Annotated in this window: 24 protein-coding genes and 1 other RNA gene; 11 read left to right on the top strand and 14 right to left on the bottom strand. The window is 67.8% G+C overall.

Translation table 11 applies throughout. The features are described from left to right. Nucleotides 1-205 precede the first annotated feature (205 nt). Both ASG60_RS20100 and ASG60_RS20095 read right to left on the bottom strand, forming a co-directional pair. Nucleotides 206-703 (bottom strand): DUF3016 domain-containing protein, encoded by a 498-nt coding sequence (locus ASG60_RS20100; RefSeq protein WP_056387401.1) that lies wholly within the window; start codon nt 701-703, stop codon nt 206-208. Between the two features lie 2 nt (nt 704-705). Then, on the bottom strand, nt 706-1,227 hold the full coding sequence (locus ASG60_RS20095; RefSeq protein WP_056267915.1) for a DUF2244 domain-containing protein: 522 nt from the start codon (nt 1,225-1,227) through the stop codon (nt 706-708). A gap of 20 nt (nt 1,228-1,247) precedes the next feature. Here ASG60_RS20095 and nth point away from each other — a divergent pair, with 20 nt between their 5' ends. Both nth and purC read left to right on the top strand, forming a co-directional pair. Next, a complete protein-coding gene (nth, locus tag ASG60_RS20090; RefSeq protein WP_082531850.1) occupies nt 1,248-1,982 on the top strand; it encodes an endonuclease III in 735 nt (244 codons plus the stop codon). 225 nt (nt 1,983-2,207) lie between these two features. Continuing rightward, nucleotides 2,208-3,002 carry a phosphoribosylaminoimidazolesuccinocarboxamide synthase gene (purC, locus tag ASG60_RS20085; RefSeq protein ID WP_055955211.1) on the top strand — a complete coding sequence of 265 codons (795 nt, stop codon included), beginning with the start codon at nt 2,208-2,210 and terminating at the stop codon, nt 3,000-3,002. 3 nt (nt 3,003-3,005) lie between these two features. On the opposite strand, the gene ASG60_RS20080 is transcribed toward purC, so the two are convergent. The 5 genes from ASG60_RS20080 to rpmE all read right to left on the bottom strand — a co-directional run bounded on the left by ASG60_RS20080 (nt 3,006) and on the right by rpmE (nt 8,397). Beyond that, nucleotides 3,006-4,649 carry a glycosyltransferase gene (locus ASG60_RS20080; RefSeq protein WP_056387397.1) on the bottom strand — a complete coding sequence of 548 codons (1,644 nt, stop codon included), beginning with the start codon at nt 4,647-4,649 and terminating at the stop codon, nt 3,006-3,008. Nucleotides 4,650-4,659: 10 nt separating this feature from the next. Beyond that, nucleotides 4,660-6,765, bottom strand: coding sequence for a glycosyltransferase (locus tag ASG60_RS20075; RefSeq protein ID WP_244476724.1), 2,106 nt, complete (start codon nt 6,763-6,765; stop codon nt 4,660-4,662). Continuing rightward, nucleotides 6,740-7,384: a hypothetical protein gene (locus ASG60_RS20070; protein ID WP_056267910.1), complete on the bottom strand. Its 645-nt coding sequence runs from the start codon at nt 7,382-7,384 to the stop codon at nt 6,740-6,742. The genes ASG60_RS20075 and ASG60_RS20070 overlap by 26 nt, the downstream gene beginning before the upstream one ends. Before the next feature lie 40 nt (nt 7,385-7,424). Continuing rightward, on the bottom strand, nt 7,425-7,946 hold the full coding sequence (locus tag ASG60_RS20065; protein ID WP_056387394.1) for an invasion associated locus B family protein: 522 nt from the start codon (nt 7,944-7,946) through the stop codon (nt 7,425-7,427). A gap of 196 nt (nt 7,947-8,142) precedes the next feature. Beyond that, complete coding sequence (gene rpmE / locus ASG60_RS20060; RefSeq protein ID WP_018045309.1) at nt 8,143-8,397, bottom strand: 50S ribosomal protein L31; 255 nt, start codon at nt 8,395-8,397, stop codon at nt 8,143-8,145. A 203-nt stretch (nt 8,398-8,600) separates the two neighbouring features. Between rpmE and ASG60_RS20050 the strand changes: the two genes are divergently transcribed. Continuing rightward, nucleotides 8,601-10,442, top strand: coding sequence for an ABC transporter transmembrane domain-containing protein (locus ASG60_RS20050; protein ID WP_056267905.1), 1,842 nt, complete (start codon nt 8,601-8,603; stop codon nt 10,440-10,442). 8 nt (nt 10,443-10,450) lie between these two features. Next, a complete protein-coding gene (locus ASG60_RS20045; protein WP_056267902.1) occupies nt 10,451-11,488 on the top strand; it encodes a D-cysteine desulfhydrase family protein in 1,038 nt (345 codons plus the stop codon). Here ASG60_RS20045 and ASG60_RS20040 read toward each other — a convergent pair. From ASG60_RS20040 to ASG60_RS20015, 7 genes are all read right to left on the bottom strand, one after another. Continuing rightward, complete coding sequence (locus ASG60_RS20040; RefSeq protein ID WP_056267899.1) at nt 11,475-12,488, bottom strand: peptidoglycan -binding protein; 1,014 nt, start codon at nt 12,486-12,488, stop codon at nt 11,475-11,477. The genes ASG60_RS20045 and ASG60_RS20040 overlap by 14 nt on opposite strands. A gap of 1 nt (nt 12,489) precedes the next feature. Beyond that, nucleotides 12,490-13,449 carry a MotA/TolQ/ExbB proton channel family protein gene (locus ASG60_RS20035; protein WP_056387391.1) on the bottom strand — a complete coding sequence of 320 codons (960 nt, stop codon included), beginning with the start codon at nt 13,447-13,449 and terminating at the stop codon, nt 12,490-12,492. 134 nt (nt 13,450-13,583) lie between these two features. Then, nucleotides 13,584-14,405, bottom strand: a complete 822-nt coding sequence (locus tag ASG60_RS20030; RefSeq protein ID WP_056176143.1) for a TIGR00282 family metallophosphoesterase — start codon at nt 14,403-14,405, stop codon at nt 13,584-13,586. 10 nt (nt 14,406-14,415) lie between these two features. After that, nucleotides 14,416-15,006, bottom strand: coding sequence for a 5-formyltetrahydrofolate cyclo-ligase (locus tag ASG60_RS20025; RefSeq protein ID WP_056387387.1), 591 nt, complete (start codon nt 15,004-15,006; stop codon nt 14,416-14,418). Further along, nucleotides 14,996-15,152, bottom strand: a non-coding RNA gene (ssrS, locus tag ASG60_RS22270) — 6S RNA. The genes ASG60_RS20025 and ssrS overlap by 11 nt, the downstream gene beginning before the upstream one ends. 49 nt (nt 15,153-15,201) lie before the next feature. Beyond that, complete coding sequence (zapA, locus tag ASG60_RS20020) at nt 15,202-15,561, bottom strand: cell division protein ZapA (protein WP_056387385.1); 360 nt, start codon at nt 15,559-15,561, stop codon at nt 15,202-15,204. Between the two features lie 10 nt (nt 15,562-15,571). Next, complete coding sequence (locus ASG60_RS20015; RefSeq protein WP_056387382.1) at nt 15,572-15,895, bottom strand: DUF4164 domain-containing protein; 324 nt, start codon at nt 15,893-15,895, stop codon at nt 15,572-15,574. A gap of 402 nt (nt 15,896-16,297) precedes the next feature. Between ASG60_RS20015 and gap the strand changes: the two genes are divergently transcribed. From gap to ASG60_RS19980, 7 genes are all read left to right on the top strand, one after another. After that, a complete protein-coding gene (gene gap / locus ASG60_RS20010; RefSeq protein WP_056176130.1) occupies nt 16,298-17,305 on the top strand; it encodes a type I glyceraldehyde-3-phosphate dehydrogenase in 1,008 nt (335 codons plus the stop codon). A 56-nt stretch (nt 17,306-17,361) separates the two neighbouring features. Next, a complete protein-coding gene (locus ASG60_RS20005) occupies nt 17,362-17,811 on the top strand; it encodes a hypothetical protein (RefSeq protein WP_056176129.1) in 450 nt (149 codons plus the stop codon). An 82-nt stretch (nt 17,812-17,893) separates the two neighbouring features. Continuing rightward, the gene (locus tag ASG60_RS20000; RefSeq protein ID WP_056387379.1) at nt 17,894-19,096 is read left to right on the top strand and encodes a phosphoglycerate kinase; all 1,203 of its coding nucleotides are present in this window, start codon (nt 17,894-17,896) and stop codon (nt 19,094-19,096) included. A 182-nt stretch (nt 19,097-19,278) separates the two neighbouring features. Then, entirely contained in the window at nt 19,279-20,352 is a 1,074-nt protein-coding gene (fba, locus tag ASG60_RS19995) for a class II fructose-bisphosphate aldolase (protein WP_056176123.1), read from the top strand. 26 nt (nt 20,353-20,378) lie between these two features. Beyond that, on the top strand, nt 20,379-21,038 hold the full coding sequence (locus ASG60_RS19990; protein ID WP_056387376.1) for a thiamine phosphate synthase: 660 nt from the start codon (nt 20,379-20,381) through the stop codon (nt 21,036-21,038). Beyond that, nucleotides 21,035-22,093 carry a tetratricopeptide repeat protein gene (locus ASG60_RS19985; RefSeq protein WP_056387373.1) on the top strand — a complete coding sequence of 353 codons (1,059 nt, stop codon included), beginning with the start codon at nt 21,035-21,037 and terminating at the stop codon, nt 22,091-22,093. Before ASG60_RS19990 ends, ASG60_RS19985 begins: the two co-directional genes overlap by 4 nt. A gap of 112 nt (nt 22,094-22,205) precedes the next feature. After that, nucleotides 22,206-23,000 carry an inositol monophosphatase family protein gene (locus ASG60_RS19980; RefSeq protein ID WP_056176116.1) on the top strand — a complete coding sequence of 265 codons (795 nt, stop codon included), beginning with the start codon at nt 22,206-22,208 and terminating at the stop codon, nt 22,998-23,000. Nucleotides 23,001-23,011: the final 11 nt, after the last annotated feature.

Genomic DNA, 23,011 nt, shown 5'->3' with positions numbered 1-23,011 from the left:
GCCTCCAAGAGAACCGGCGCCGCCGCCAAGACCTAAGTCCCGCTGGCCGCCGCCGATGAACAGGCTTCTACGGGCCCACAGCCCAACCGTCAACGGCCAAATGACCGAACGATGCGATTTTCGCGACAGATCAACGATACCCCAGCCAAAGGCCTTCTAAACGTAGGGAAACGCCGTTCCGGTCCGCCATGGCTTCGGGCCGGCATCAGTTCGTGGGTGAACGGCCCTCGACGATGCGCCGCCGAAACCAATCCCGCAGCAGGTCACGCTCGTGGTCGAACGCTCCATTGGCGAAGCGCGATGCCCGCAACAGGAAATTGATGTCCGTCACCGTCTCCTCGGCGGCGGCCAAGCGACGGCGGCCTTCTGTCAAGACGTAGCGCAGGCGAAACCGCGGCGGAGAAATGTCGCTGACGACGCGTAGGCCGAACGGCACGTTGGCACCCGGCCGTTCGATGCCAGCGAGGTCGATGTCGAGAACGTCGATGGCGAGGGTCCGGCCCGGCGGCAATCCCCGTGTCGCGAGCCCCTCGAAAATGCGGCGGATCTCCCCGAGCGTGACCCGCAGTGTGACGCCCGACCCGAAACGGTTCTCCGCATCGGTGTAGCGCTCGGGCTCGATGAAGCGGACAGTGACCTGCGCCGTGGCTGCAGCGGTCCAGAGGGTCAAAGCAAGGGTGAGAAGCATCAGGCCGGTGCGCATCGTCAGAACCCCTTCTTCACCTGAGCCAGCGCCCGCGTGAGTTCCTGCGCGATCTCCTCGCGATCGATCGGCGAGACGTCGCGTGCGACAACCACATATTCACGGCGCGACACCAGGGTCAGGGTTTGAAGGCCGTACTCCTCGTCCTCGATCCGGGTCAGCTTCGTCCACAGGGGGTTGAAGCGCCACTCGCGACGCTCGCCCCGATGGGTGACACGGGCCAGCATCACCACGAGGGGCGTGATCATCACTTCCTCGAACGACCGTCCCCGACGGAAGCTTGCCTGGAGGGCAAGGTAGAGGCCGATCATATCGAGGCCGAAGAACCCGGCCACGGGCCAGAATCCGGCCCGGATGCAGGCGATGGAGGTGACAAGGGAGACGAGCCCGCACCCGATCATCACGTTCCGGAAGCCTTGAGGACTCAAGGATTGGTTCGGCCGGATCGTCGCCCGGAACACCGGACGGTCGAAGCTGTCGGGATCGAGGCCGTCAGGGTGCATCGGGATGTTGCCGCTCGCCATGCGGGCAATATAAGGCTCGGATGCGCACCCGACAGACGGCCTCGCCGAAGAACCCGCGAATTGTTGCCGCCCTGGTCGAACCGATCGTCGCAGAGGCCGAACCGGTCCGCTCGGTCGTGCCGCCGGATGTGCTTGCGGAAATCTTCGCGCGGTTGCGTGCCGCGGATCCCGAGCCGCGCGCCGAGTTGGTCTTCGGTAACGCCTATACGCTCCTTGTGGCCGTCGTGCTGTCGGCCCAAGCGACGGACAGGAGCGTGAACCTCGCCACCGCCCCGCTCTTCGCCATCGCGGACACACCGGAGAAGATGCTGTCGCTCGGCGAGGAGCGGGTGCGGGATTTCATCCGAACCATCGGGCTGTTCAACACCAAGGCGAAGAACGTCATCGCGTTGTCGCGCATCCTGGTGGAGCGGCATGGCGGTCAGGTGCCGAAATCCCGCGAAGACCTCGAAGTGCTTCCCGGTGTCGGCACAAAGACCGCGAGCGTCGTCCTCAACGTCGCCTTCGGGGTTCCGACCATCGCCGTCGACACGCACATCTTTCGGGTCTCCAACCGCATCCCCCTCGTGATCGCGCCGACGACGGACAAGGTTCAGGCCGGGCTGGAGGCTATCGTGCCGGAGCCCTACCGGCTCAATGCCCATCACTGGCTGATCCTGTTCGGCCGCTACATCTGCAAGGCACGCAAGCCCGACTGTCCAATCTGCCCCATCGCAGACCTGTGCCGGTATCCAGCGAAGACCGCGCCCCCCTGAGCGCGGCATGTTCCATTCACCGTGCCGCCCGAAACATAGGGCCAGCCCTCCCCCGCGCGGATGGCACCCATCCGGCCAACGCGTTGTGCTGACACGCCGCTTCGGGTAGTTTGCGCCACGGTCGCGGAGGCTTTCGACGAACGATGCGTTTTCACGGCCCGACCGCTTCGGCAGTCACCACGCCGCGGGTTCCGCATCGTCTCTCGCTGAAAGGAGCCACGGCCCTTGGACTTCCTCAAACCACGGTACACGCCTATGAACCGCCGCCGTCGCATCTACGAGGGCAAGGCGAAGGTCCTCTACGAGGGTCCGGAGCCGGGAACGCTCATCCAGCATTTCAAGGATGATGCCACCGCCTTCAACGCCCAGAAGCACGACGTCATCGACGGCAAGGGCGTGCTGAACAACCGGATTTCCGAGTTCGTCTTCCAGCACCTCAACGACATCGGCGTGCCGACGCACTTCATCCGCCGCCTCAACATGCGCGAGCAGCTGATCCGCGAAGTCGAGATCATCCCCCTAGAAGTGGTGGTGCGCAACGTCGCCGCCGGGTCGCTCGCCACGCGCCTCGGCCTCGAGGAGGGCACACAGTTGCCGCGCTCGATCATCGAGTTCTATTACAAGAACGATGCGCTCAACGATCCGATGGTCTCCGAGGAGCACATCACGGCGTTCGGCTGGGCCACGCCCCAGGAGATCGACGACATCATGGCGCTCGCGATCCGGGTCAACGACTTCCTGTCGGGCCTCTTCCTCGGCGTCGGCATCCGCCTCGTCGACTTCAAGATCGAGACCGGCCGTCTCTGGGAAGGCGACATGATGCGCATCGTCGTGGCCGACGAGATCTCCCCGGATTCGTGCCGCCTGTGGGACATCAAGTCGTCGGACAAGCTCGACAAGGATCGCTTCCGCAAGGATCTCGGCGGTCTGATCGAGGCCTATACCGAAGTCGCCAAGCGTCTCGGCATCATGTCCGAGAACGAGAAGGTGCAGACGGGCGGTCCGCGCCTCGTCCAGTAGCCGTCAGCGCGGCGCGACCGGGCCGGTCATCTGCCAGCCGGATCGCAGCCGCGTGTAGGTGCCGAGATCGGGGTCGAACCCGGAATGATAATGGGGGTCCTGCGCCAGCAGCGGCCCCCATCGCTTTTTGAAGGCCGTGACCTCGCGTTCATGCCGTGCCCTGGCCTCGGGCGTCCAGCGGCGGCTCGCCGCTTCGTCGTGGATCAGGATCGCGCCGCCGACGTAGAGGGTGCGGTAACCGGCCTCGTTCAAACGCAGGCACAGGTCGACATCGTTGAAATCAACCGCGAAGGCGGCGGCGTCGAAACCGTCGACGGCTGCGAATTTTCGCGCCTCGATCACAAGGCAGGCCGCCGTCACCGCTGACACCGCACGGGTGGCGAGCAAGCCGGACAAATAGCCCGGAGCGTCCCCGGAAAAGTACCGATGCGCGTGGGTGACGAGGCCGCCGGGGCCGAGAATCACACCGCCGTGCTGGATGCGCCCGCGCCCGTCGATGAGCCGTGCACCGACGGCGCCAATCTCTGGCCGCAGGGCCTCGCGAACCATTCGGTCGAGCCAGGTCGGATCGGTGACGGTCACGTCGTTGTTGACGAAGGCGAGAACCCGCCCCTTTGCGACGGCCGCCGCCCGGTTGTTCATGGCCGCGAAATCGAACGGGCCGGGACACGGTACGACACGGATGACGCCGTCGGCTGCGAGATCGCCGAGATAGACCATGGTTTCTGGATCGCGACTGTCATTGTCACACACCAGGATCTCGCGGTCCGGCCAGTCGGTGCGATGGATCAGGCTGTCGAGGCAGGGTCTCAGGAGATCGAGGCGGTCGCGGGTCGGGACGATGAGGCTTACGCTCGGTACCGGGTCGGGTAGTGGGCGCGAGAGGGTGATGACGCCGTCCTCGTCCATCCGCGTCGCGACATCGCCCTCCCCCGCGCGCACGAGATCTCGGCGGACAATCGCGAGGCGGCCGGCGCGGCGGCTCCGCCCCCCCTCCCCTGCCGCAACCGCCGCGCCAATGGACAGGATCTGCGGGAGATGGCCGATACTGTCGGAGCCGAACCGTCCAGCGAGGCGCAGCAGAGCATCGAGAGCCGGCGCTTCGGGATCGAGATCGATGATGCCGCCGATCGCGTCCAGGGCAGTGCGGCGCACGGCGACGACGGGGCCGATGTAATCCACCGCCCTCAGATACTCTGCATCGAAGGCAGGCCGGAGGAGGGGCATAATCCTGGACCCCGACACGTCGAGGGCATCGCCATAGAGGGCAAGACGGTGCGGATGCGCCGCGAAGGTGCGAACCAAACGTTCCCTGGCGCCCGACACGAGAGTGTGGCCGGGGGTGGTGAGAACGACGAGGTCCCTCTCTTCGATCACCGGCACGACCTCGCTCAGGAGATTGGCGATGCGCCGGTCCCGCCGCGTCAGCCAGAGTTTCCGGTGATCGAGCCCCAGCAGCGCGGCCCGGGCTTGTGCAGCACGGACGCGTTTGCCCATGAGCCGCGCCTTCGCGATGGCGAGGGTGGCGCTGGGGTGCTGCGTGAAGATCGCGACGGCCATGCGAAGGCGCGCGAGGAAGCCCGGACGGATGCGGTGGGCGAACAGCAGGGCATCGCGGTGCTCGTCGGTCAGGGGACACTCTCCCACCGGGGCGCCGTCATTCGAGATCCTCGCCGAAGGTCGTGAGCGACAGACCCGGATGATAGAACGGGTCGTGCCGGATGGTGTCCCGCCAGCGCGCGACGAAGCGATCGGCCTCAGCCTCGAACCGGGCGCGGGCCGGGCCGATGGATGGGCCGCGGCTCGTGGATTCGAGATGGGCGAGGACGGCGTGGGGCGTCCAGACGGTCTTGTAACCCGCTGCGTTCAGGCGAAGACACAGGTCGACGTCGTTGAAGTCGATGGGAAACGTTTCGGCATCGAGGCCGCCGACCGCGTCGAATTTGCGCTTCTCCACGGCGAGACATGCGGCGGTGACGGCCGAGACCTCGTGGGCGACCCGCAGCTGTCCGAGATGCCCGGGGCTGTCCGAGGGGCGCCGGCGCAGGATATGTCCGGCGCGCCCACCGAGGCCGACGACGACGCCGGCATGCTGGAGGGTGCCGTCGGCGTAGAGCAGTTTCGCCCCGACGGCACCCACCTCCGGCCGGCAGGCCTGCCGGACCAAGGCGTCGAGCCAGTCGTCGCGCAGCACAGCGATATCGTTGTTCAGCAGGACGACGACCGAGCCCCGCGCCGCCGCGACCCCCGCATTGGTCATGGCGGAGAAGTCGAACGGAGCCGACCAGTCGAGGATCCTGACACGCGGATCACGTCGCAGACGCTCGTAGTAGGCGTGGACGTCCGCGTCGATGGAGCCGTTGTCGACGATGACGAGTTCGATCGCCGGATAGGCGGTGGCGCCGAGAACCCCGTCGGCGGCGATACGGATCAAGTCGAGCCGGTCTCGCGAGGGAACGACTACGCTGACGAGCGGGGCGGGCTCGGGGAGGGGCCAGAGCAGATCGGCGATGGCTGGATCGACACGCGGGCGCGACGGAACTTCGACCGCCTTCAGATTTTCCTCGAGGCGTTCGGTGTGCCGCGCCGTGGAATCGTTCGTGGGCCCGCGAAGAAGGACCCGCGGCACGTGGGCGACACGCGCAGGCAACACCGTCGCCGCGGCACGAACGCCGAGATCGATCCGGCAATCCTCGGGTGCGCCGAGGGGCAGATCCAGCAGCTGCGCCAGGAGTACACCCTTATGGAGTGTGAAGCCGGCATAACCCTGCGCCAGAGCGAGATCGGGACTCCAGTCCGGTTTCAGCCGCGGGCATAACAGGGCATCGCCGGTTTCCTCGTCGGCGTAAGCCATCTCGCCGCCATCGGGCGATTCCAGAGCTCTGGCGAGGAGCGCGAGGGCCTCCGGCTGCAGGCATTCCCCAGGGCTGAGAACCCCGACACAGCCCATCTCATCGGCGACGAGATCCCGAAGGGTTCCGCCCGCGGGCCATTGCACGTGGGTTACCCGGGGATCGGTCGCCGCGTCCACATCCGGTCCGTCGACCCAGGCGACGACCGCGCGCCAATCGGCTCCGACCTGGGCGGCGAGGCAGCGCAGGGTTTCGGCGACCCGGGCGTGATCGGCGTGCCGCGCCGGAAGGATCAGGCAGACCGGCAATGCCGAGGTGCCGACTGGGAGGACGGCGTTTCCCCTTCGCCGCGACTCGGCCCAGACGTCGTAGCGCGCCCGGGGTGTCGCGCCACAAGTACCGCGGAGGATGTCCCGAAAGCGGCGCTCGTCACCACGCATCGCATTGTAGAGGGCCGCCGCGGCACGCAATGGACGCTTGCCGAGGCACTCGGCCGTCACGCTCAGATGCGTGCGTAGGCCGACCCGCTCCAGCACGAACTCCGTGCGAGGATCGATGGCGAGGTGAAGATCGGTACAATCCTGCGGCAGGTAACCGAGCCAGGACGCCGCCCCGAGCGCTGACCCCGGCAAGACAAAGTCTTCGTACCGGGCCGGTCGGCGGATAAGGCGGAGCAGGGGCCGGAGCGGGCGCGCCACCGCCCGCTCGCGGTAGGTCAGCACGATCCAGCATCCGCGCGGCGACCCATGCAGGCGCAGGCGCCGACCGAAGACCGGATCATCCTGGGGCTCGAGGGTGAAGGCCGCGGCACGGCCGAGCCATCCACCGCGCGGCGGCGTGGTGCCGTCCCGTGCGCTCAGGAGCCGTGCCCTGGCGGCGGAGTACTCATTCGGCCGTCGCCGGAACAGCAACCGGCGCCTCGGAGGTCGCCAGCGGCGGCGCCGGCTTGCGCTTGGCCGGCGCGCGTTGAGGCGTCCCACCCCCGAGACGAACCTCGATGTCGTAATCACCCGTCTGGGCGACGGGCACCATCAGGTCGTCCTCGATGATGGAAAACAGACCCTGCGCCTCACCCGGCGGGACGATGACGGAGACGCGGCGGGCGCGGGAGACGATCGTCTTGCCCGAGGATTTGAGGGAGACCGTCAGCGGTGCCTCGAACCGGCCCGGCGCCCCGGCGGGGCCGAGGAGCACGTGGCCCTCGATACCGACCTTCACACGGATCGAGCCGTCCTGGAGCCGGTTGCATTCGCGGGCGAGGCGCCCGAGCGTGGTCTGGCTTCGCAATCCGGCGCTGCCCGTCGCACTGGGGGGATTGCGCAGGGCCGCGCCGCCTTCGGGCACATCCACCGTCGGGCAATAGGCCTCGTCGAGGGGCGCGGGCTGCGAGGGCGGAACGGTGGTACCGCCGTACTTGAACAGGTTCGAGAAGGCATTGCCTTCCTGTGCCCCGGCCCCGTCCGCGGCGACGAGAACCGGAAGACCTACGATCAGGAGTCGCAGAGCGATCTGGCTGGCATGCTTCGACATGATCCGTTCCCGATTGGCGCCGGCGGACTGCCCGGTCCCGTTACTTCAGGCTCTCGAAACCTTGGCCGAACCCCTTCATGGAGAGGGGAATGCCGACGCCCTCCTCCGGGGTCTGGAACACGATGAATGTCGCCTGGGCACCGGCGTTGAACTGCTTGATCAAGCCTTCGTCCATCACGACCTCGGCGACGCAGCCCGTGGTGAGGCAGCGCACGAACCCGGCGCGGCCGACATCGGTCTTGTCGATCTTGAGCCCGAGGCCGGACGGCAGAAGCACGCCGAGCGGCGCCACCACCCGGAGCAGGTAGCCACGATTGTCGGCCGTCTTCAGAACGATCACCACGAGGGTCAGATTGGGGCGGTCCTCGGCGGCGAGATACTGCACCATGGCGCATTGCTCGGCTTTCGCGCCGGCCGGCGTCTCGCAGCGCAACTGCCAGTCCCCGAAGGTGTTGCGCACCATGCCCTGAGCGGCGGCGGGAGAGGCGGACACCGCGCCCAGGAAACCGGCCGCCAGGGCGAAGCCGAACCAGCGGGCGACGGAACCTTCGCGTCGCAGCATTGCTCGAAACCCCACGCGCCAAACCCTTTCGTGCCGCGTCGGGCGCGGCGAAATCCCGGGGCGTTGGGACCATGCGGACGCCGCATCTGTCAAGCGATGACCGTGCCGCGAGGCTCTCCGAACGCGAACAGGCGGCGCCACCGCGCCGCCTGTTCGATCATTCCGGACCTGACCGAGATCGGTCGGCCGATGAACGTTACTTCTTGCCGAACGACAGCGCGCCGAAACGCGAGTTGAAGCGCGAGACACGACCACCACGATCGAGCATCTTCTGCTCGCCACCGGTCCAGGCCGGGTGCGTGTTCGGATCGATGTCGAGGTTGAGGGTGTCTCCCTCCTTGCCGTAGGTCGACCGGGTCATGTAGTCGGACCCGTCGGTCATCACGACCTTGATGAAATGATAGTCGGGATGCTCGGTACCCTTGGCCTTGTCGGCCGCACTCTTTGCCATGACGAATCCTTGAAGTGCCACGCCGACCGGCTCGTCTGGCGGCCCGCGGCCATAGATCACGCGCAATCGGATGAAGGCGCGCCTATACCCCAGGCGTCGCCGCTGGACAAGCGCGCCGTCCCGGGCAATCGCAAGGCCGTCGAATTCCAAGTCCAGAGCAGCGACGTCCAGACAACCGGCGTCCCCAACACCGACGAGGCATGATGGCACGCGGTTCGAAGAAGAAGGCATCCGCCGAGGGACGGCCCAGGGCGCCCCTCGGCTCCCTGCGTCCGCTGGTCCCGTTCGCGGCCGTCTATCGCGGGCGCATCCTCGCCGCGTTCCTGTCCCTGCTGATGGCCTCGCTGGCGACCCTGGTGGTTCCCCTGGCGCTGCGCCGGGTCATCGATCACGGGTTCTCGCCGGAAGGTCAGAGCGTCATCAACGCTTATTTCGGCGGTCTCATCGGCGTCGTCGCCGTTTTAGCGATGTCGAGCGCCGCCCGGTACTACACCGTGGTCACGCTGGGCGAGCGTGTCGTCGCAGATCTGCGAAGCGCCGTGTTCCGCCGCCTCACCGAACTCGATCCGGCCTTCTTCGACCGGTCTCTCTCGGGTGAGATCATCTCACGGCTCACCGCCGATGCCACGCAGGTGAAGGCGGTGTTCGGCGTCAGCATCTCCATCCTGCTGCGCAACGCGTTCCTGTTCACCGGCGCCATCGCCATGATGGTGATCACAAGCCCGAAGCTCTCGATCCTCGTTCTCGTGGCGATCCCCCTCATCGTGTTCCCGCTGATCCTGTCGGGACGCGGCGTGCGTCGTCGCTCGCGCGCTGCGCAGGACCGGCTCGCCGATGCCTCGGCCTACGCCTCCGAGGCGGTGAGCGCGATCCGGACCATGCAGGCCTTCGGCATGGGTCGCTCCGCAGCCGCACGCTTCGCCGAAGCTTCGGAGAACGCGTACGGCGCGGCCCGCAGTTCGATTCAGGCCCGCGCGCTTCTCACGGGGGTCGCCATCTTCCTCATCTCAGCGAGCGTCGTCGGGGTGATGTGGTACGGCGCGCAAGGCGTCCTCGCGGGCACCATGACGGCGGGTCAACTCTCGCAGTTCGTGCTCTACGCGGTGTTCGGCGCGAGCGCTTTGGGCCAGCTGTCGGAAGTCTACGGTGAACTCGCCCAGGCGGCCGGTGCTGCGGAGCGCCTCGGCGAAATCCTGGCGGCCAAGCCGGCCATCGAAGCGCCGGCGGACCCCGTCGCCCTTCCGACCCCGCCGCGCGGCGAGGTCGCCTTCGAGGCCATCCGCTTCCTCTACCCGACCCGACCCGAGCATCCGTCGCTCGACGGAATCAGCTTTACCATCGCCCCCGGCGAACGAGTCGCCCTCGTGGGGCCCTCGGGGGCCGGCAAGACCACGGTGCTGCAACTGCTCCTGCGGTTCTACGACCCCCAGAGCGGCACGATCCGCGTCGACGGCATCGACATCACACGCACCGACCCGGATGCCCTGCGCGAACGCCTGTCCCTCGTCCCCCAGGATCCGACCGTGTTCTCAGGCTCGGTCCTGGAGAACATTCGCTACGGCCGTCCGGACGCGACGGAAGCGCAAGTCCAGCGCGCCGCCGAACTCGCCCATGCCGACGGGTTCATCCGCGCCCTGCCCCAGGGCTACGCCACCACGGTCGGCGAGCGCGGCGTCACCCTCTCGGGCGGCCAGCGCCAGCGCGTCGCCATTGCCCGGGCCATTCTCAAGGATGCTCCGATCCTGCTCTTGGACGAAGCGACTTCGGCACTGGACGCCGAGAGCGAGCGGGCCGTGCAGACCGCACTGGACACCCTCATGCGCGGGCGTACCACCCTCGTCATCGCGCACCGCCTCGCCACCATCCGGGCAGCGGACCGCATCCTCGTCCTCGACGGCGGAAGAATCGTCGAATCGGGCACCCATGAGACCCTGCTCGCGCGCGGTGCGCTCTACGCCCAACTCGCCGCCCTCCAGTTCACCGACGCCTTCGAGGATACCGCCCGCAGCCGCGAGCCGCGCCGCGAAGCGCTGCCGGCCGAGTAGGACGCGCCATGGACCTGTCGCGGTTCCCCCGTCTGCCGCTCCTCGACCTGCCGAGCCCCATCGAGCCACTGGACGGGCTCGCCCGCCATCTCGGCGATGGTCTCGCCGGGGTGCGCCTTTGGGTGAAGCGCGACGACCTCGCGCGGTTCGGGCTCGGCGGCAACAAGCTGCGCAAGCTGGAATACCTTCTCGGCGCGGCCCGGGCCGAGGGCGCCGACACGGTGATCACCGTCGGGGCGATTCAGTCGAACCACGCCCGCCTCACGGCAGCCGCGGCGGCCCGGGCGGGTTTCGCCTGCGAACTGTTCCTGACCCGGAGCGTACCGCGCACGGACGACGCCTATGCGCACAATGGTAACCGCCTCCTCGACGACCTGTTCGGCGCGACGGTGCACGAGCTCGCCGCCGGAGGCGATGCCCTGGCGTTGGCGGAACGGCGCGCCGATGAGCTCCGCGCAGCGGGGCGCCGCGTCTATGTCTTCCCCTCGGGCGGATCCAGTCCCATCGGCTGCCTGGGTTATGCGGCCTGTGCCGGTGAAATTTTCGCCCAGGCGGACGCAATGGGCCTGTCACTGAACCAGATCATCGTTCCCAACGGCAGCTGCGGCACCCACGCAGGCCTCGCCGCCGGCCTACGGGCGGACGGGCACGACCCGCGTCTCGCCAAGTCCTACGCGGTGCTGGAAACGGGCGAGCGAGCCGGGGCGATCACCCTCGACAAGGCCAACGCGACTTTGGCAATTCTGGCGCCCGGCCTGATGTTGACATCCGACGACATCGTCATCGACGGCGCGCATCGCGGGCCGGGCTACGGTATCCCCACGGCCGGCATGCTGGAAGCGGTCCGGCTCCTGGCCCGCACGGAAGGCCTGCTCCTCGACCCCGTCTACAGCGGCAAGGCGTTCGCCGGTCTGCTCCACGACGTTCGCGGAGGCCTTTACCCATCGGGAGCGAACGTGCTGTTCGTGATGACGGGCGGCGTACCGGGCCTGTTTGCCTACCCGGACGTGCTCACCGGACAGGTTGAGCAAACTACCGCTCCGTGAGTTTCATCTCGATTCGGCGGTTGCGCCCGTAGGCCTCCTCGGTCGTTCCCGAATCGAGGGGCTGGAACTCGCCGAAGGCACCGGCGAGGAGGTGCTGGGGCGGGACGCCCTTGGCCGCCATGGCCTGCACCACCGCGATGGCGCGGGCCGCCGAGAGGGACCAGTTCGACGGGAACTGGGCGCTGGCGATGGGCCGGGCGTCCGTGTGTCCGTCGACCCGCAGCACCCACGGGATATCGGCGGGGATCTGCCGGGAAAGTTCCAGAATCGCACCGGCGATGCGGTCGAGTTCCGGTCCCGCCTCGGGCTTCAGAGTGGCGGATCCGGCCGGGAACAGAACCTCGGATTGCAGAACGAAGCGGTCGCCGACGACGCGGATATCCGTGCGTGTGCCGAGGATCTGGCGCAGACGGCCAAAGAAATCCGATCGGTAGCGAGCGAGTTCCTGCACTTTCTGAGCGAGGGCCACGTTGAGGCGACTGCCGAGATCGGCGATGCGGGCTTGGCTCTCCTTGTCGCGATTCTCGGAGGCCGCGAGGGCATCCTCCAAGGCGGCGAGCTGCCGGCGCATCGCCGCGATCTGTTCGTTCAGCAGATCGATCTGGGTGGCGGCGCGGGCCGAGCCCGCCCGCTCGGCAGCGAGTTGCCGGTCGACGTCGCCCTGCTTGGCGCTGGCGCCCTGGCCCGATTCGGCCTGAGACCGGAAGCGGTCCCGCTCGGCCTCGGCGCCGAGCAACGTATTGCGCAGCGAAGAGGCGGTGGCCTCCTGCGCCTTGCGGGTCGAGCGTTCCAGGGCGAGGAGATCCGTGAGGTCGGCGATCTGGCGGTTGAGGCGGGTCAGCACCGAATCGCGGCCGGTGATCTCCTGCGACAGGAAGAATTGGCCGACGACGAAGATGGTCAGCAGGAAGACGACGGCGAGCAGCAGGGTCGCGAGGGCATCGACGTAGCCCGGCCAGACGTTGAGGGACCGGTCGCGCCGTGTGCGGAGCGAGGCCATCTCAGCTGCGCTCGCGGCCGAGGCGGTCGAGAACCTGCTTCAGTTCACGCTCGCGGGTGGCCTGCGCCTCGACCCAGTCGCGGATCATCTGCTGCTCGGCCCGCATGTGCTGAACGAGGCCCTGGATGCCTTCGGCGAGGTTGGTCATCGCCTGTGTCGCCACCCGGCCGTTGGCGCCCTCGGCGATGACAGCCGTGAGGCGGTCTACCGCTTCCTGCAGTTCACGGGCGGAGGCCGGCTCCTGGGCTTTCGTCGGCGCGACCGCCACGGTCTCGCCGGAAACGAGCCAATCCTCGAGTTCGTTGTGGAAACGGGCATGCGCCTGTCCTGCCTGAAGATCCAGGAACCCGGTGACGAGGGAGCTCGCGAGGCCGAACAGGGAGGCGGAGAAGGCGAGGCCGATGCCCGACAGCGGCACGGCGAGCCCATTCTTGAGCTCGTCGAACATCGCCGCCGCCTCGCCGCCGCCGCGCATGGTCTTGATGACAGAGCCCACGGCGCTGAGCGTGTCGATGAGGCCCCAGAATGTCCCAAGCAGGCCCAGCAGGATGAGGAGCCCGGCGACGTAGCGCAGGATCTCGCGGCCCTCGTCGAGGCGCGCCGCCACGGTATCGAGGAAGGCGCGGGTGCCGAGCAGCGTGATCCCGTCCCGTCGGGCGGCCAGCGCGGACGCAAGCGGCGCCAGCAAAGACGGCGCCTTCGTGGGCGTTTCGCCGGCCGCCACGGCGTTGACGTAGGCGACTTCGCGATAGAGCCGGATCACCTGCCCGAAGGCGAGCAGGACGGCGATGAACAGCACGCCGAGGATCAGGCCGTTCAGGCCCGGATTGGCGAGGAAGGCCGGGGTGATCTGCCGGAACAGAACGAAAGCGAGAAAGCCCACGAGGGCGAGGAACACCAACATCCGCACGAGGTAGATGCCGGGCTTGGCGAGCGTCGCGGTCGCGGGAGGGGTCGCCATCGGCTCGGACACTCTTCACGCAAAGGCTTAAGTGCCTGCTCGACCAAGCGGACACCGGGTCAATCCCGGCCGCACATTGGCTGTAGGTCGAGCGCCGATCAACCCGCCTGCGGTGAACATCCCCCGTTGGCGAGCTAATCCCAGCCGCGCGGCCAGGTTTCCTCGAGGTGCGGCCCGAGGCGCACGGGCCAGACGCCCGTGGCGAGGCCGGTGCGGTCGTCCGTCTCCACCGCGATGCCGCATAGGGTCCCCTCCCCGTGCGCAGCCTCCAAACGCGCGCCCGGCGTCTTTTGGAGGAAGCGGCGCAGAGGTTCGTCCTTCTGCATGCCGAGGATCGAATCGTAGTCGCCGCACATGCCCGCGTCCGAGAGGTAGGCGGTGCCACCGGGCAGGATGCGGTGGTCGGACGTCGGGGTATGGGTGTGAGTGCCGACCACCAGGCTGGCACGCCCGTCGAGGAAATACCCGAAGGCCTGCTTCTCGCTCGTCGCCTCGGCGTGGACATCGACGATGACCGCATCGGCGACCTCACCAAGCGGACAAGCGGTGAGTTCGCGCTCGGCCGCCGCGAACGGATCGTCGAGGGCGTCCATATAGATGCGGCCCATGACGTTGAGGACGAGGACCCGGGCGCCCTTGGCCGTCTCGACCACGGTGGCACCGCGCCCCGGCGTGCCGGGCGGGTAGTTCGCCGGGCGCACGAGGCGCGACTGCCGGGCGATGAAGACGAGGGCCTCGCGCTGATCGAACGAATGATTGCCGAGGGTCACGGCATCGGCACCGGCCTGGAGCAACTCGTCGCAGATGGCCTCGGTGAGGCCGAAGCCCCCTGCGGCGTTCTCGCCGTTGATCACGACGCAATCGAGACGCCAGCGTTCCCGGAGTTTCGGCAGGCGGTCGGTGATCACGTGGCGGCCGGGCCGGCCGACCACGTCACCGAGGAACAGAAGACGCATCGCTTGTTCGTCAGGCTCGTTTCAGCGGGACCGGGCCCGCTTCGGTGATGAGATGATCGAGGGGCTGATCGTGCGATTCGGCAGGGACCTCGTCCACCGCCTGCACGGAAAACGCGATCCCGATGGTCAGCACCGGTCCGTTTCGCCCGAGGCGCGCGATGGCCTGATCGTAATAGCCGCGCCCGTAGCCGATTCGGTGCCCGCGCGTGTCATAGGCGGCAAGCGGCACGATGAGCGCGGTGGGATCGAGGGGCGGCAGGCTGTCGTCCGGTTCGCTCAGGCCGAAGCCGCCACGCACCAGGGCGTCACCGGCGCGCCATTCACGGAAGACGAGGCCGTCGGGTGTCACTTTCGGCAGAGCGACCCGCTGGCTGCGCGCGAACAGGCGCTCCATGAGCGGTCGGGGATCGACCTCGCTGCGGATCGGCCAGAAACCTCCGACGATGGGGGCTTCGGCAAGGCCATCGATGCGCATCACGGCATCGGCAATCGCCCGGGCACCGGCACGCCGCACCTCAGGATCGAGGGCATCGCGCCGCCCGAGGGCCGCTTGGCGAAGGGACGCTTTCAAGGAAGCGTGCGAGTGAGAGTGCGGAGCCACATGAGCCGTTGGAGTGTCGATCCCGGGAAACCTACAGTGTAGGTGGGCGCCGTGTTGGCCGAGTCCAGGGACAGGGCCAGGGACAGCTCCCTGGGGAGTCGATAAGGCCCCGGGGAAAGTTCTCCTGACGAACGCGGCAGCCCCGCAAACCCTATGTAGCGTCGGCCAATGGCTGGCGCCAGGGGCATGGTGGCGTCAACCAGCCGAAAGCGTCTTTGCCAAATGCTCGATCCGCTCGGCGCAACGGCCGAGGCCGGCGGCGATGCGGGTCTCCTCCGCGGCACGGGTCGCATCGGCGGTCTCCACCTGGGCGCGCAGGCCGGTGGTCTCGGCCTCCAAGGCAACGAGCCGACGCCGCGTCTCGTCGAGCTCATCGGCTTGCAACAGCGCCGCCATGACGTGCAGGCGCATGTCGCCGATCTCGCCGAACGACGCCCGCAAACCGGTGATGCGCCCGTCGAGCTCCGTTGCGAGGGCGGTGAGATGCGGCTCCTCGCCCTCGGCGCAGGCCATACGGTAATTCTTGCCATCGATGGTGACGTTGATCTGGGGCATCGAATCCAGGTTAGCGGGCGGGGGAGGATGGGACCAGTACGCCCTCGACGGCGGCGATGGCCCGGCCGAGGCGATGCCCGACGTCGTCGGAGGCGGCCTCCACCGCGGCGAGACGGGCGCTGGCGGCATCGAGCTCCGCGCCCAGGCGAGCACGGTCTTCTCCCATGATGGCGAGTTCGGTTTCGAGGTCGCTGGGATCACGCTCGGCATCGAACCGCTGCCCCACGGCCGCCTCCAGGCGGGTCAAGGCAGTCTCGAGCCGCGACAGGGCGTCGTCGATGGCCTCACTCACGAAACGCGTCTCCCAAAGCTCCGCACCGGTCTGCAACCACATGCGACACGCCCCGATACCATCCCGATACCATGACGTGCGCCGCGCGGCACAGCTAGCATCCGGCTCGGGAATGGAGTCGAATGACAAACAGGCTCCCATGCCTGTGCGCGCAATGCCCGCCAGGCCCGACCGACCTTTGCCGGGCAGATCGAGCATGGTAGAGACCGGCCGCCCGCCAAACCGGATACAGCATTCCGTGACAAGTTCAGGCCCCTCGCGCGCATCGTCCGGTTCCCGGATGATCCCGAATGGCCGGATGGCGGTCGCAATTCATCGTGCGTTCAAACTGGATTCGCACAGAGCGAGCGATAAATCGGGGCTTGTCCTTCGGGCAGGCCGCTTCGATCTCCATGCTGGAGGGCGCCGCAGGGTCGGTGTCCGTTTAACGGAAGGGTTCACGCCGTGTCGGTGAAGGTAGCCATCAACGGGTTCGGACGTATCGGTCGCAACGTTCTGCGCGCCATCCACGAGGCCGGTCGCAAAGACATCGAGGTGGTGGCCATCAACGATCTCGGCCCCGTCGAGACCAACGCCCACCTCCTGCGCTTTGATTCGATCCATGGCCGCTTCAACGCCAAGGTCGAGGTGGATGGCGAGTTCATCGTCGTCGACGGCAACCGCATCCGGGTAACCGCCGTGCGCAATCCGGCGGAGCTGCCGCACCGCGAACTCGGCGTGGACATCGCCCTCGAATGCACGGGCATCTTCACTTCGAAGGACAAGGCGAAGGCTCACCTTGATGCGGGCGCCAAGCGCGTCATCGTCTCGGCTCCCGCAGATGGCGCCGACCTCACGGTCGTCTACGGCATCAACCACCAGGCGCTCACCGCCGATCACCTCGTGATCTCCAACGCTTCGTGCACCACCAACTGTCTCGTGCCGGTGGCCAAAGTGCTGAACGATCTCATCGGGATCGAGCGCGGCTTCATGACCACGATCCATTCCTACACCAACGATCAGCCGTCCCTCGATCAGATGCACAAGGACCTCTACCGGGCTCGCGCCGCCGCCCTGTCGATGATCCCGACCTCCACGGGCGCGGCCAAGGCCGTCGGCCTCGTGCTGCCGGAGCTGAAGGGCAAGCTCGACGGAACTTCGATCCGCGTGCCGACCCCGAACGTTTCGGCCGTGGACCTCGTGTTCACCGCCAAGCGCGCCACCACCGTGGACGAGATCAACGGCGCCATCCGGGCCGCGGCGGACGGCCCGCTCAAGGGCGTGCTCGCCTACACGGACCAGCCCAACGTCTCCATCGACTTCAACCACGATCCCCACTCGTCGACCTTCCACCTCGACCAGACGAAGGTGATGGACGGCACCTTCGTGCGGATTCTCGCTTGGTACGACAACGAGTGGGGCTTCTCGAATCGCATGGCCGACACGGCCGTGGCCATGGGCAAGCTGCTCTGATCCGTGCGGACTGACGGATCGTCCGCTCCTTGAAGAAACACGATGGTGTGCCCGAGATGACAGAGACCTCCCCCACCGGACGCGACTTCATCCCAGGCACACCTCCGGCCGGGCCGTCGGTGGCCCCGCCCCAGCCCCAGGCGTCCACGCCGGTCGTCGTGGGCAAGGCCGAGACGCTGTCTCCAACCGCGGCTCCGGGTGGCGATCAGCTTGCCCGCATCGAGGACAAGTGCGCCCGTATTGAGGACAAGTATGCTCGCTCGGAGGCGCTGCTGTCGCGTGTCGAGGAAAAGATCGAAGGCGCTGCCGCGCGCATGAACGAGGCCGCCCGACAGACCGATCTCGCCGCCCTGCGCAGCGAAGTCCGCGCCATCGGCGACCGAACCCGGGGTCTGCCGGGTTCCGGCGCCCTGGTGTTGACGGCGATCATCACAGCGGTGCTGACCGTAGCGCTCACCATCGCCGCCCAGCGCTTCCACCTCGACGCACTCATTCCGCCGCGCTGACCCTCGAATCGCCGCCCAATTCCTGCCCGCGAGACCAAGACCTACTCGCGAGACGCCGGTACTTTCCGAGACCAAGGCCCCGATGACCGCTTTCCGTACCCTCAACGATGCCGGCGCCCTGAACGGCAAGCGCGTTCTCCTTCGCGTGGACGTCAATGTGCCTATGGAGAACGGTCGCGTCACCGATGCGACCCGGATCGAGCGCATCGTCCCGACGATCCGGGAGATCGTCGACAAGGGCGGGCGCGTGGTGCTGCTGGCGCATTTCGGCCGTCCCAAGGGCAAGCCGGTTGCGAGCGAATCCCTGAAGCCCGTGGTCGCGACCATCGCCGCGCACCTCGGGTGGCCGGTGGCTTTCGCCGAGGATTGCGTCGGCCCCGCCGCCGCCGAGGCCGTCGGTGCCCTGAAGGACGGCCAGGTGCTTCTCCTTGAGAACACCCGCTTCCATGCCGGCGAAGAGCAGAACGATCCGGCCTTCGTTGCCGAACTCGCGGCCAACGGCGACCTCTACGTCAACGAGGCGTTCTCGGCGGCGCACCGCGCCCACGCCTCGACGGAGGGGCTCGCCCACGTTCTGCCGGCTTATGCCGGGCGCCTGATGCAGGCGGAACTCGATGCCCTGACCAAGGGTCTCGAAGCGCCGACCCGGCCGGTCATCGCCCTCGTGGGCGGCGCCAAGGTGTCGTCGAAGATCGACCTGCTTCAGAACCTCGTCGCCAAGGTCGACATGCTGGTCATCGGCGGCGGCATGGCCAACACCTTCCTGCACGCGCAAGGCCTCGGGGTCGGCAAGTCCCTCTGCGAAAAGGATCTCGCCGAGACCGCCCTTCGCATCGTCGAGGCCGCCAAGGCTGCGAACTGCCGCATCGTCCTGCCGGTGGATGCCGTCGTGGCCAGCGAGTTCAGGGCCAACGCGGCGCACGAGACCGTCGCCGTCGATTCGGTGCCCGAGGCGGGCATGATCCTCGACGCCGGCCCCAGAACGGTCGCCGAGATCAACGCGGCCATCGACACCGCCGCGACCCTGGTTTGGAACGGCCCGCTCGGCGCTTTCGAGTTGTCCCCCTTCGACGCCGCCACCGTGGCGGCGGCCCGTCACGCGGCGGAGCGGACCACGGCCGGCAAGCTGGTCTCCGTGGCGGGCGGCGGCGACACCGTGGCGGCCCTGAACCACGCGGGCGTGGGCGAGACCTTCTCCTACGTCTCGACGGCCGGTGGCGCCTTTCTCGAATGGCTGGAAGGCAAGGAATTGCCCGGCGTCGAGGCCCTGCGCATCAGAGCTTGAGCGTCCGCCCACGTGGTCGTGACGGTTCCGACCGGCTTTATCCCGGCGAAACGATCGACAAGGCCGATTACGGTTGCAGTCGCGCCGTTCTGGCTTGAGAAGACGACGAATTCTGAAGGAAGGCGCTATCCGGCGCGTCTGAGCGAACTGCCCCGACGGCGGTCGAAATCGAGGAGAAACCCATGGCCCGCATCACCCTGAGGCAGCTCCTCGACCATGCCGCCGAGTACGAGTACGGCGTGCCGGCGTTCAATCTGAACAACATGGAGCAGGGTCTCGCCATCATGGCGGCGGCGGACGCCACCGATTCGCCGGTCATCCTCCAGGCAAGTAAGGGGGCGCGCGCCTACGCCAACGACATCGTGCTCGCCAAGCTCATCGACGGTCTCGTCGAGGTCTATCCGCACATCCCCGTCTGCATGCACCTCGACCACGGCAGCGACGAGGCCACCTGCGCCACGGCGATCCAGTACGGCTTCACCTCGGTGATGATGGACGGATCCCTCAAGGCCGACGGAAAGACGCCGGCCGACTACGCCTACAATGTCGAGATCACCCGCAACGTCACCAGGATGGCCCATTGGGCCGGCGTCTCGGTCGAGGGCGAACTCGGCGTGCTCGGCTCCCTGGAGAGCGGCGAGGGCGAGGCCGAGGACGGACACGGCGCCGAAGGCGTGCTGAGCCACGACCAGCTTCTCACCGACCCGGACGAGGCCGTTAAGTTCGTCGAGGCCACCAAGGTCGACGCCCTCGCCGTCGCCATGGGCACCTCGCACGGCGCCTACAAGTTCACGAGGCAGCCCGACGGCGACGTACTCGCCATGAACGTGATCGAGGAGATCCATCGGCGCCTGCCCACCACACACTTGGTGATGCACGGCTCCTCCTCGGTGCCGCAGGACCTGCAGGACATTATCAACCAGTACGGCGGCCAGATGAAGCCGACCTGGGGCGTGCCCGTCGAGGAGATCCAGCGCGGCATCAAGCACGGCGTGCGCAAGATCAACATCGACACCGACAACCGCATGGCGATGACCGGTCAGATCCGGAAAATCCTGGCCGAGAACAAGGCCGAGTTCGACCCGCGCAAGTACCTCAAGCCGGCCATGGAGGCGATGACGAAGCTCTGCCGCCAGCGCTTCGAAGAGTTCGGCACCGCCGGTCAGGGCTCGAAGATTCGCCCGATCTCCGTCGCCAACATGGCCAAGCGCTACGCCGACGGCTCCCTCGATCCGAAGATCGGCGCGGCACGCTGAGCGCCCGACCTTCCTGAAGGACCCCTATGGCCGAGCCCCGTACCCGCCTCGCCCTCCTCACCCCGCACCGTATCGAGGCGGGTGACGCCGACGTCCTCGCGGCAGCCCTGACAGCCGCGTGCGCCGCCGGCGACGTCGCGGCCGTGATCCTGCGCCTCGCTCCCGCCGATGAGCGCAGCCTCGTCAACCTCGTCAAGCGTCTCGCCCCCGCGGCGCAGGGCACGGGTGCGGCCTTGGTCGTGGCCTGCACCGGTTTCCCGGGCGATCTGGTGAGCGTCTCGGCGCGTGGCGGCGCCGATGGAGTCCATCTCGACAAGCCGAAGGATGGGACCCTGGCGGACCTGCGCGGACGCCTCGACGACGGGCGCATCCTCGGGGCTGGTGGCCACGAGCAGAAACACGCGGCCATGGAGGCCGGAGAGGCCGGCGTCGACTACGTGATGTTCGGCGGCCTGTACGCCGACGGGATCGCGCCAGAAGCGGCCACGATCCTCGACCGGACGACGTGGTGGACGGAGATCTTCGAAACGCCCTGCATCGCCGTCGCCCACGAAGTCGGGGAGGTGGCGGCCCTCGCCGCGACGGGCGCGGAATTCCTCGGACTCGAAAGCGCCCTGTGGATGGGCAACGACGCGGACGTGGCCGCGATCCAGGCGATGGTGAACGCCGCGGGGTCGGCTCCATGAGTAGTGCCGCCCGTTTGCTTGCGTCGGTCCTGGCGTTGGCCGGCCCCGGAAGCGCGCTGGCACAGTCGCCCCAGCCGGTGATGCCCATCGTCCCGGGGGCGAACGCGCAGGCACCGGTCTCGAAGCCGGCGTCGAAGGAAGTCTTCACAGCGCCGCTAAAGGAATTGCCGACGCCCTACACGCCCGGCGTGATGGGTGCGAACCCGCCGACGTCGAACAAGGAAACCGATGCCGCGTTCGGTGCCTATCAGCGCGGCCAGTACACCACCGCCCTCCGCGAGGCGACGAAGCGGCTCTCGGCCAATTCGAGGGACGCGGCGGCGATGACGCTGCTCGGCGAACTCAACAACCAGGGCCTGGGCATCAAGCAGGACCCGGTGAAGGCCGCCGAGTGGTACCGTCTGGCCGCGGCCCAGGGCGATGTCCACGCCATGGCGTCCCTCGGTCTCATGTCCATCGATGGACGCGGGGGCCCCAAGGACCTTAAGGCCGGTCGGCGCTGGCTCGAACAGGCTTCGGACAAGGGTGACGCCACCGCCTCTTACAATCTGGCGCTGATCCTGCTCGGCTCGGGCACGGAGGCCGATCAAGCCAAGGCCGCGACCCTGTTCCGCAAGGCGGCCAACGGCGAGATCAGCGCCGCCCAGCACGGCCTCGGCGTCCTTTATCTTCAGGGCCGCGGGGTCGCGAAAGACCCGGCGCAGGCAGCCGAACTGTTCCGCCGGGCGGCCGACAACGGCGATCTCGCCGGCGAGGTCGAGTTTGCCATCCTGCTGTTCAACGGAACCGGCATCGCCAAGGACGAGGGCCGCGCCGCCCGCTACTTCCTCCATGCCGCCTCGCGCGGCAACGCCATCGCGCAGAACCGGATCGCACGCCTCTACGCCAACGGTCGCGGCGTACCGAAGAACCTCGTGGAGGCAGCGGCCTGGAACCTGGCCGCCGCGGCGCAGGGGCTCTCCGACGCATGGCTCGACCAGACCCTGACGGGACTCAGCCCCGAGGAGCGCACCCGGGCCGAGCAGATGGCGTCCGAACGCGCCAACGTGAAGTAGGCGCATCCCGCCCGTGCTCCGACGGGGATGAGGCCGGCGCCAAACGTGCTATGGCCCCCTCAGACCTCTCGCGTCTCCGACGCTCTTTGAATCGACCCGGACCCTTCAAGCGATGATCAGCTCACCCCTCATGACCGTCATGGTCGATGCCGTCCGCAAGGCCGCCCGCGGCCTCAAGCGCGACTACGGCGAGATCGAGAACCTTCAAGTCTCGCGCAAGGGACCGGGCAACTTCGTCTCGGCGGCCGATCGCAAGGCTGAGGAAGTCCTGCGCGACGCTCTGATGAAGGCCCGGCCCGGCTACGGCCTCGTGCTCGAGGAGTCCGGCATCGTCGAGGGCGCCGACAAGAGCCACACCTGGCACGTCGACCCCCTCGACGGCACCACCAACTTCCTGCACGGCATCCCGCATTTCGCGATTTCCGTGGGCTTGGAGCGCGAGGGCCAGATCGTCGCCGGCGTGATCTACGATCCAGCAAAGGACGAGTTGTTCGTGGCCGAACGCGGCAAGGGCGCCTACCTCAACAACCGCCGGCTGCGCGTCTCGGGCCGTGTCGACATGGCCGATGCCCTCGTGGCCTACGGCTCACCCTACCTTGGGCGCGGCGATCATCCGAAGCTCCTGCGCGAGGTGGCGGCCGTGATGGCCGTCAGCGGGGGCATCCGCCGGTTCGGCTCGGCGGCTCTCGATCTCGCCTACGTCGCCTGCGGCCGCTCGGACCTGTACTGGGAGCGCGACCTGCAGACCTGGGACATCGCGGCCGGCATCATCCTGGTGCGCGAGGCCGGCGGCTTCGTCTCCAGCGCCGATGGCGGCGCCGAGCCCCTCGCCGCGCGTTCGGTGGCCGCCGGCAACGAGAACCTGCATGGGGATCTCGTGAAGCTCCTGCGCCGCGCCAACGCCTGAAACCCACGCCC

It is taken from the genome of Methylobacterium sp. Leaf469 (assembly GCF_001424745.1).
GTDB lineage: Bacteria > Pseudomonadota > Alphaproteobacteria > Rhizobiales > Beijerinckiaceae > Methylobacterium.
Note: the sequence above shows the minus strand (reverse complement) of the source record. Positions and strands in the feature narration are given on the sequence as shown.

Bases quoted from the DNA above. Each gene is read 5' to 3' on its own strand.
- ASG60_RS20100 (WP_056387401.1), bottom strand. From the start codon at position 703: ATGCGCACCGGCCTGATGCTTCTCACCCTTGCTTTGACCCTCTGGACC.
- ASG60_RS20095 (WP_056267915.1), bottom strand. From the start codon at position 1,227: ATGGCGAGCGGCAACATCCCGATGCACCCTGACGGCCTCGATCCCGAC.
- nth (WP_082531850.1), top strand. From the start codon at position 1,248: ATGCGCACCCGACAGACGGCCTCGCCGAAGAACCCGCGAATTGTTGCC.
- ASG60_RS20070 (WP_056267910.1), bottom strand. From the start codon at position 7,384: ATGTCGAAGCATGCCAGCCAGATCGCTCTGCGACTCCTGATCGTAGGT.
- ASG60_RS20065 (WP_056387394.1), bottom strand. From the start codon at position 7,946: ATGCTGCGACGCGAAGGTTCCGTCGCCCGCTGGTTCGGCTTCGCCCTG.
- rpmE (WP_018045309.1), bottom strand. From the start codon at position 8,397: ATGGCAAAGAGTGCGGCCGACAAGGCCAAGGGTACCGAGCATCCCGAC.
- ASG60_RS20050 (WP_056267905.1), top strand. From the start codon at position 8,601: ATGGCACGCGGTTCGAAGAAGAAGGCATCCGCCGAGGGACGGCCCAGG.
- ASG60_RS20045 (WP_056267902.1), top strand. From the start codon at position 10,451: ATGGACCTGTCGCGGTTCCCCCGTCTGCCGCTCCTCGACCTGCCGAGC.
- ASG60_RS20040 (WP_056267899.1), bottom strand. From the start codon at position 12,488: ATGGCCTCGCTCCGCACACGGCGCGACCGGTCCCTCAACGTCTGGCCG.
- ASG60_RS20035 (WP_056387391.1), bottom strand. From the start codon at position 13,449: ATGGCGACCCCTCCCGCGACCGCGACGCTCGCCAAGCCCGGCATCTAC.
- ASG60_RS20030 (WP_056176143.1), bottom strand. From the start codon at position 14,405: ATGCGTCTTCTGTTCCTCGGTGACGTGGTCGGCCGGCCCGGCCGCCAC.
- zapA (WP_056387385.1), bottom strand. From the start codon at position 15,561: ATGCCCCAGATCAACGTCACCATCGATGGCAAGAATTACCGTATGGCC.
- ASG60_RS20015 (WP_056387382.1), bottom strand. From the start codon at position 15,895: ATGTGGTTGCAGACCGGTGCGGAGCTTTGGGAGACGCGTTTCGTGAGT.
- ASG60_RS20005 (WP_056176129.1), top strand. From the start codon at position 17,362: ATGACAGAGACCTCCCCCACCGGACGCGACTTCATCCCAGGCACACCT.
- ASG60_RS20000 (WP_056387379.1), top strand. From the start codon at position 17,894: ATGACCGCTTTCCGTACCCTCAACGATGCCGGCGCCCTGAACGGCAAG.
- fba (WP_056176123.1), top strand. From the start codon at position 19,279: ATGGCCCGCATCACCCTGAGGCAGCTCCTCGACCATGCCGCCGAGTAC.
- ASG60_RS19990 (WP_056387376.1), top strand. From the start codon at position 20,379: ATGGCCGAGCCCCGTACCCGCCTCGCCCTCCTCACCCCGCACCGTATC.
- ASG60_RS19985 (WP_056387373.1), top strand. From the start codon at position 21,035: ATGAGTAGTGCCGCCCGTTTGCTTGCGTCGGTCCTGGCGTTGGCCGGC.
- ASG60_RS19980 (WP_056176116.1), top strand. From the start codon at position 22,206: ATGATCAGCTCACCCCTCATGACCGTCATGGTCGATGCCGTCCGCAAG.